The organism is Phyllobacterium sp. P5_D12 (assembly GCF_054049495.1).
Window position 1 is genome coordinate 1 of the sequence record NZ_JBFUMG010000199.1, and the last position, 7,726, is coordinate 7,726.

The window sequence follows — 7,726 nt, forward strand, 5'->3', positions numbered from 1 at the left end:
ACCCAACATCATTGTCATGTCAGATTTTAGCGTTTTCCAAAATTTTTGCTGCAGTTCTTGAGGGGTTGTCATCTTCCGATCCTTTCTGAAACCGGATTGTAAACTGTCCGGAGCGAGAAAAAGTTCCTGCCGTTTAAGCTGATAAGAATGGCGCACGCAGGTTCCAGTGTCGCGCTGGGAGATTTCTATTGCATTCTTCGCAGCATCAGAACCGAATTTGTGGCTGCTTGAGAACGTTGTTTGCAGAGGCACGACAAGAAAGCGGGACCCCCGAACAAGCCTCACCAAGTGCCTGGCAATGGATCGATCGGAACAATATTTTGCTATCGGAGTTCGTAGGCCTGTCGGAGAGCTGGGGACCTCTTCGGCAGAGGCTCGGCGTGTCACCGCCCATTGGACCCCGCGTCGGGACTCACCTTTCGTTTTTTATTATAGGGCATTAGCTAACTCCGTCGCCTCCGTGCGCTTGGAGTAGTATTTCCCTATGTGTTCGGCAAACGCTCCAGCTGACTCATAGGCGTGCCAACGAGGCGGAACGACGTTTCCGCACCGCGGCATGGCATCGATTTTTGCTGCATCGGCGCAGGATACCAATTTGGCCATCGTCTCGATTTGACAAGCGCTTGGAATGGAATGGTATTGTCGGAGCATCGAGGGTACGAGGACAAAGTTGCCTTGAACCCTTTTGCCCATCTCGTTCCGGTATCCGGATTATACTCTCAAACGAGCTCGGCATGTCCGGCCCCTGCGCAACTGGTCTCGGCAAATCATGACCATCGATTGGATAGCAACACTGCAAGAGCAGGCRGAGTTCGCGAACCAGATCGCGGACGACGTGAAACAAGCTCTGGAAATCCCTGATCTGAGCGTTGCCCAGGCTACCCGGCTTTACCGCGTCGTGGAGCAAGGCGTACAGACGTTTGATCGGATCATGGAGCAAATGAAGAGCGCCAGCGATATCGAGGATGACTTAAGGGACGGCGCGGGATCAATAGCGGACGTGTGGACCAATCTTTCCGTGACGACTGTGAACAAGGTCCGCTCCATGCAGGGCTTGTCACCGATAGACTTCCCCTCGGGTCCCAGCGGTAGGCATTGAGGACCGATGGGCATTCAGTCAGCATAAAGCAGCATGATGCCGCCAACCACAATCAGAACTATCGTCGGAATTTTTCTCGTCAATCCAAGGAACTTCAGCCCCTGCCCGCGAGGTTCCAAGGAGGGTGAGTTTTGATTGTCTGGCGGTCGGCTCAGTCTGTGACCACTAAGCCGCCCAAGCCGAATGGAGCACCCAGCGATCGCCAAAACGGCACCAACAGCCTCCAGCATCACTTGTCTCCGCCAGAAATCGTGGGACGTCGGCTTCAATCATTCGACCGTCTCGGCAATCAGCTCGTGCGCCCGAATTAGTAAAGTTCGGACTCGCCTATCAAAGTCCCTGCTTTTTTCCCGCGCTCTTGCCGTCGGAGCTTTTCGAGCGTTCCTCAAAGCGATCTGCACCCTTGGCAAGGTCAGAACCTTTTTGCGACTCGACCTTCTTCTCATCCGCTGCGGCGCTCTTTCTCAATCCGCGCGCGGCTTGCTTGCCTTTTTCTGTTGGAGCTTGCTCGATACCCATCGCATTTCCTCCTAGCTTACTTCGCTGAGCTCAACGGTTAGATTATGCCTTCGTTCCGCCACCTCTCGTTAGCCGCGGCGTGGCTTTTGGGGGTGCCTCGCTGTCTGCAGGCGGGTACTCACATCTCAAAGCAGGCAGGGGACAGACTCTGCCGCAAAGCAACTGATTATGGACGTCAACCGTTGGACGCGTAGTGGTCTACGTGTCCAACGGTTGCCAACTTTAGCTTTTGCAATCCTTGTCGGCATCGGCCGAAGCGGCAGCAGTCTTGTCGCCTTTCTGCTGGGCCTGGACATCCTGCTGCGATGTTGCCTGATTTTTGTCGGCCGCCATGGGCATCGTGTCACCGGACTTTTGCTCCTTTTTGGCTGCCGTGCTGGAGCTTGTCGTGGTGCCCACACTCGCCGCCCCTGTTTGGGTCGTGCTATTCGCACTGTCCTGCATCGGGGCTTTCGTGCCGTCCTTCGCTATGCCCGCTTGGGTGTCTTTCTTCGCTGCGTCCGGGCAATCGGCCATAGCGGACGCTATTGCCATTGCTGAAATGGCTGCCGCGACAAAAATTGAAGCAATTGGTTTCATCTCGATCTCCTCCATAGGTGCCTTGCGACGAAACCGTTTCATGAAGGGAAAGTTCCTGTCGTTTGCGGTCAACGGCGTCGATAAATCAATTCCTTTATGGGGATTCGACTAACGGTGAACGAAAACTTACCTTTGTCATTTTACTGCCTACCCCCTCATCGAACGCCTACCATGCGACGAAGGGTAATCATTGTTTAATCAGGGGCACGTTGAACGTTACAATATCGGTTTGCCGCCTGTTACGGCGATTGTAGCTCCGGATACGTAGCTAGATAGCGGATCCGCCAGCATCACGTAAGCAGTTGCAAGTTCAGCCGGTTGCCCGGGTCGTTTCATCGGAACCTGGTTCCCGAAGCTTTCCACCGCATCCTTTGGCATAGTAGATGGTATGAAGGGAGTCCAAATCGGCCCGGTGCCACCGAATTGGCACGGATCCCCTTTTCGGCAAGAAGCTGTGCCAGGCCGGCCGTTCTGAATTGCACCTTTAGTCGTCGCATATGCGAGCAGCGAAGGATTGGGGGTGTCGGCATTGATCGACGTCGTGTTGATGATAGCGCTGCCTGGTCTCATGTGCGGAACGGCGGCCTTCGTGAGGTAGAACATGGCGTGAATGTTGACCTTAAACGTCAGCTCCCACTCCTCGTCAGAGATATCTTCTATTTTCTCGAAAGTCTTTTGATGGGCAGCATTGTTTACGAGGATATCGATGCCGCCGAGTTCGCTTATGGCGCGGTCAATAATTAAACGGCACTGCTCGGGCGACTGGATATCGCCTGCGAGGAGCACCGCTTTTCGCCCCGCCTCTTCAACGAGCCGTTTCGTTTCTCGGGCATCCTCGTCTTCATTGAGATAAGCAATCAAGATGTCTGCGCCCTCGCGAGCATACGCGATAGCGACAGCCCGGCCGATACCACTGTCGCCGCCGGTAATGACAGCGCGCATGTCCTTAAGACGGTTGCTACCTTTATAGGATAACTCCCCGTGATCAGGAATAGGCCGCATCGAACCTGTGTGGCCGGGAATTGGTTGTTCTTGTGACGAAAATGGTGGAGTTGGATAGTCAGACATCTCAGTACCTCATTTCAAGTATGGTCGGCTGACGTCGCATCCTTTATACGCCCGCTTGCTGCTTCATAAGCGTCGTCGACCACGGCCGCAGTCTGATCATAGATGTTTGACGCAGCCTCCTTACCCTTGTCGAGAATGTCTTCTGCCTTGGGTCATGATCCGCGCCTGAGTCTTCGTTGTAGCTGGACATTTTGCAGTCTCCGGTTATTTGATTTCACTCTCATGGCCGCCCGGTCCGGAAAGTGCAATTGCAACGGCACGTTTCAAAGKGCGGTCTTGTGCTGCTAGCTAACAAACGGCTGCCGCGTTGGTTCCCCGAGAATGACCCCGGATCAGTTTACTGCTTGTTGCGCCGAACTCGGCGTGACCAAACAATAGCTGGCGCAACGCTTTCAGTGTTGTTAGCGCATGACGCTTCTTTCTCATGAGCCTTTTCTGCTACGCGAGAGATGGAGCAACGGACGCCATCGATCGGGAAAATTTAGAATGCTTACTTAAAACCAGGTGCAGCTTCAATTGACTTATAATTATAACCATCCATACTGATAATAATAAACTGTGCGAGGTCACATGAGCAGCGTTGATCAATCGCTAGCCGACGAACTTTACCGCGATCTACGGACGCTCACGACCGATGGAATCGTTGGTAAGAAATCAGCGTTTCCGCGTGAATGGGCTGAATCGATGCGCGAAGATATGATGACCGCTTTTTGGTCTGCGATTCAGCGGCTAGGCGGAGCGGTAGGACGCGGCCCGCGGCGCTGGTATGTGGAAATCCATCCTGAGGAGTTTGGAGGATTTGTTGATCTTGTTACGCACCAGTGGGTTGTGGGGATGTGTGAAAGGACCCTTGGAACGGACTACCAAATTGTCGAGATCGGTTTTGATGTTCCTTTCCAAGGTGCCAAATATCAGCCTTGGCACCGAGATTTCCCTTCTCCGGCCGAAACCTATGCAGATCGGCGCATCACTTCGTTGGCTTTTAACTTGACCGGCGTGGATGTCACGAAGGACATGGGACCGTTTGAAGTCGCGCTTGGCACTCAATACGTTGATGGTCGTGAGTGGAAGCATGAAATGTTTCCCGCCAAGGAAAGCTGGCTCGGGTTTCAGAGCAAAGCTGTTCGGAAGTTTCCCCAACTCGGCGATATTTCCTGCCGTTCGGCGCTGACCGTGCATAGGGGTACAGAACATGCATCACCGATTGCTCGGCCCGTGCTGGTGCTCGGGGTTGATGCTCCCGGAGCAGGACACGCGGAGCTGCATGACCTCATGGTGACCCAAACCTATTTCGATGCGTTACCCGATTCAGTGAAAGAGCATTTGGTATGTCGTGTAGTAAATGAGTTGGAACCCGTGATTCAAAAGCACGATATCGAAGGATTGGTTATGGGTGCCGATCCCGAATAGTCTGCTGAATTGAACTATCTCGGCACATCGCTTACGTCGGCAAGGCTGATGTTGGCAGGAACTGATTCTAGATGGAATACTTGTCGTCGTTCCAGTCGTAGGTGCCTCCGACACCTGTTTCGCCCCAAAGCTTTTCCGGCCTGGATCTCGAACTCCGTGCCGGAGACGTCAACCTCGGCCGTCGAGCGGAAAATGAATAGCACGATCGATTTCACCTAACCTGTCGCCTCGCCTATGGTGTCTGCAGCCACCGCTCCCCGCTCTCCCATGGGGCGCGGTGCTCCGGTGGTGCTGTCCATTGCAGTTTGATGCTCGAGTTCTGCATTGAGTTCAGCTCCGAGGATCAGGATTATCAACGATATCCAGGTCCACATCATCAGGCCGACGACCGCGCCCAAGGTCCCGTAGGTCGCGTTGTAATCTGCAAAGTTGGCGAGATAGAACGTGAAGGCGGCAGAGGCAATGATCCACACCAAGGCGGAAAAGACAGCCCCGAAAGAGAGCCAGCGCCACTTTGCGTATTCGCGGTCGGGGCCGAACCGATAAAGGACAGAGACAGCGAGAGCGGCAATTACCACTATGACCGGCCATCTGGCTATGTTGATCAGGGCCTCGCTCCAGCCGGTTAGTCCAAGTGACGCCAACAGAGGGGGGATGGCTCCCAGAACGGTGATTAAGACAATCCCGAAGAACAGGCCACCGAAGGTAAAAACGAATGAAATCAGATTCAACCTCAAGAAGCCGCGGCTTTCGTCTTCCCCATACGCGACGTTCAGAGCTTCGAATATGGCCTTGAAACCGTTGTTTGCGCTCCACAGGGCCACCAGCAGTCCCAGCACAAACCCGACGCTGAGCGCTTTCACATCCTGGGTTGCCAAGGCCTCAAGCTGAGCTTGGATCAGGTCAAGGGCATCGTTCGGCAGAACTCCCGCAAGCAACGATATGTTGCTGGCAACCGTGGCACGATCCGCCAGAAAACCATAAAGAGACACGAAAGCCGTAAGTGCGGGAAACAAGGCCAGCAGAAGGTAGAAGGTCGAACCAGCAGCTATCAGCATGACCCGATCTTGTTCCAACGAATGGTAGACCCTGAAGAGAACATCCTTCCATCCCAGTGCCGGAATTTGGGCTGGAGACTCCGCCTTGCGGCCCCGCCCGGGCTCAAGCGGCTCCTCCTGCTGCGCTGCCGCTTTGTCGATTGAGTAAGACCCACCCGTATTCCGTCGGGGCGTGATGGATACTGGTGCTGTCTGGTGTTGGAGGGCGCGTACTGCCGTTAACAACGCCAACGCGTAAAGCGCGAATGCGATCCGTCTCATAGCAATTCCTTTTGCCATCCGGGCAATTGAGGAGATAACCGCCATGAAAAAGGTTCGTTCCCCGCAATGCAAGGTTTCAAATCAAACAAGCCTGCAACGCCCATGAAGCCCACTTTGCGCAGGGATGCCACGCAACCTTCCATTTCAGCCTGACGCTTGCCGCTTGCGGGAACTGATCAAAGCTGCAACCGTTTTGTCCATAGACAGCATTGGCCGTGTTAACCAGACGTGACGGCAGGGCGGACAGGACAGTTTTTCTGGTTTCCGGTCTTGGCCAACGAAACGGCAGGCGGGCGCATATCCCGTCCGGCCGATGCTGTCGGCGGGGCAATCAACAGCATTCGCGTAGCGACGACGACAACGATTGGATGCAAATCTAGCTTTTCAGATTGGGGAAATGGACATCAGGCCAGCAGTTGGTGAGCGAGTTGAACTCCCACCGACACTGTAATCAGCCACAGCGCCTCATCCCAGTGGTTAAGGTAATCAGCCGGAAACGTTCCCTGAATGCTATCGCAATGGTCCTTCTTGTTGCCGTGTTCAGGTCAGTTGGTAAGTTCAGTCCTAAACGAACACTGGCCGCAAAAATTCCGCAGACGGCGACACCCGTAGTCGCATCACCGGACTGGCAGCCTTTGTTACTCGATTACCTTTCTCTCGGATACCATACGGCGACTGCATTCAGTCCCCACCGACGTGCTTCTACTCACCCGTCGCGCAAATATGYTGATGATGCTGGAGAGCACGATCTCGCTGYTGACGCTTGTCATCGTCGCCGCCCGCGCGGTCAACGCTATCCCGTAACGTCGTGCAAGCAATAAGTGGTTACGTGGGACTTAATCCAATAGCGTGGGGGGCTAAAACGCACCGCTTAGGCCCGACATTCATCAAAAAGACGGACGTTCAAAAAACGAGCGATCATGTCTCTCCGCCAAAGTCTTAACTGCGTGCTGGAGKGGTCTTGACGGCATATCTGAGCTTGTTCTGATTCTACGCGGTACGTCATCTTGCCGCGGTCATTACCGCTTAAAGCTTACACACCGAGCCCGGCAACAACATAAAACAGAGCTGCAATAAATGCCGCTGCCGGCATCGTGATCAGCCAGGCGATGACGATGTTTCCGGCCAGCCCCCAACGCACCGCCGACACACGCCGCGCTGCCCCGACGCCGATGATCGCGCCGGTGATCGTATGCGTCGTCGATACTGGAATACCGAGCCATGTCGCCGCGAACAGCGTGATCGCACCGCCGGTTTAAGCAGGAACCGATCACTTCGCGTGCCAAACAACTCGTATCTGTCTTCCCTCTTCGAGAAACCCCAGAACGCGCCACTCTTATTCGGTAGATGGAATTTTGCGACTTATTTGCGCAAAAGTGGAGCTGTTCTCCGCACCGACTTACCCAGTGGAGGCCTTATTGCGGTWAGAACTTTTTCCGGCTACGCATCCCTCAGTATCCGAGTACCCCTCGCCGACCTATGTTTCACAGCTCTTATTGGGGAACGCGACSACGATGCATCCGCARAGACTGGCGCTGGACACATGTGTGGTAAGCGAGTTTGCGAAACCGAAGCCCAACCAAGGTTGCCTGAACCTGCTCAACGCGCGGCCGCCCTTTGATTTCGCTATGCCCTTCCCGGTCTACGCAGAAATCCAGGTCGGCATCAATATCAAGCGCCTCGACGGAAACAAGAACTGGAAGGCGCATCTACGATGGCTAAACCTCGTCAT

Annotated in this window: 7 protein-coding genes and 2 pseudogenes; 3 read left to right on the forward strand and 6 right to left on the reverse strand. The window is 54.4% G+C overall.

What is annotated here, in order from left to right; translation table 11 throughout:
* Positions 1-252, reverse strand: a pseudogene (locus ACXJ5O_RS14235) (hypothetical protein); the annotation flags it as partial.
* Positions 253-769: 517 nt separating this feature from the next.
* Here ACXJ5O_RS14235 and ACXJ5O_RS14240 point away from each other — a divergent pair.
* Positions 770-1,099: a hypothetical protein gene (locus ACXJ5O_RS14240; RefSeq protein ID WP_457300458.1), complete on the forward strand. Its 330-nt coding sequence runs from the start codon at positions 770-772 to the stop codon at positions 1,097-1,099.
* Positions 1,100-1,429: 330 nt separating this feature from the next.
* Here the strand turns inward: ACXJ5O_RS14240 and ACXJ5O_RS14245 are convergent, their stop codons facing one another.
* The 3 genes from ACXJ5O_RS14245 to ACXJ5O_RS14255 form a co-directional block, all read right to left on the reverse strand.
* A complete protein-coding gene (locus tag ACXJ5O_RS14245; protein ID WP_457300459.1) occupies positions 1,430-1,618 on the reverse strand; it encodes a hypothetical protein in 189 nt (62 codons plus the stop codon).
* Between the two features lie 222 nt (positions 1,619-1,840).
* Positions 1,841-2,239, reverse strand: coding sequence for a hypothetical protein (locus ACXJ5O_RS14250; protein ID WP_457300460.1), 399 nt, complete (start codon positions 2,237-2,239; stop codon positions 1,841-1,843).
* Between the two features lie 174 nt (positions 2,240-2,413).
* Positions 2,414-3,265: an SDR family oxidoreductase gene (locus ACXJ5O_RS14255; RefSeq protein ID WP_457300461.1), complete on the reverse strand. Its 852-nt coding sequence runs from the start codon at positions 3,263-3,265 to the stop codon at positions 2,414-2,416.
* Positions 3,266-3,835: 570 nt separating this feature from the next.
* Between ACXJ5O_RS14255 and ACXJ5O_RS14260 the strand changes: the two genes are divergently transcribed.
* The gene (locus tag ACXJ5O_RS14260) at positions 3,836-4,675 is read left to right on the forward strand and encodes a phytanoyl-CoA dioxygenase family protein (protein WP_457300462.1); all 840 of its coding nucleotides are present in this window, start codon (positions 3,836-3,838) and stop codon (positions 4,673-4,675) included.
* Positions 4,676-4,890: 215 nt separating this feature from the next.
* On the opposite strand, the gene ACXJ5O_RS14265 is transcribed toward ACXJ5O_RS14260, so the two are convergent.
* Positions 4,891-5,994, reverse strand: a complete 1,104-nt coding sequence (locus tag ACXJ5O_RS14265; protein WP_457300463.1) for a YihY/virulence factor BrkB family protein — start codon at positions 5,992-5,994, stop codon at positions 4,891-4,893.
* A gap of 1,033 nt (positions 5,995-7,027) precedes the next feature.
* Positions 7,028-7,249: pseudogene (locus ACXJ5O_RS14270) on the reverse strand (inorganic phosphate transporter); the annotation flags it as partial.
* Positions 7,250-7,541: 292 nt separating this feature from the next.
* On the opposite strand from ACXJ5O_RS14270, the gene ACXJ5O_RS14275 reads away from it, so the two are divergent.
* Positions 7,542-7,726: hypothetical protein (locus ACXJ5O_RS14275; RefSeq protein ID WP_457300464.1), on the forward strand; the 185-nt coding region annotated here is incomplete at its 3' end.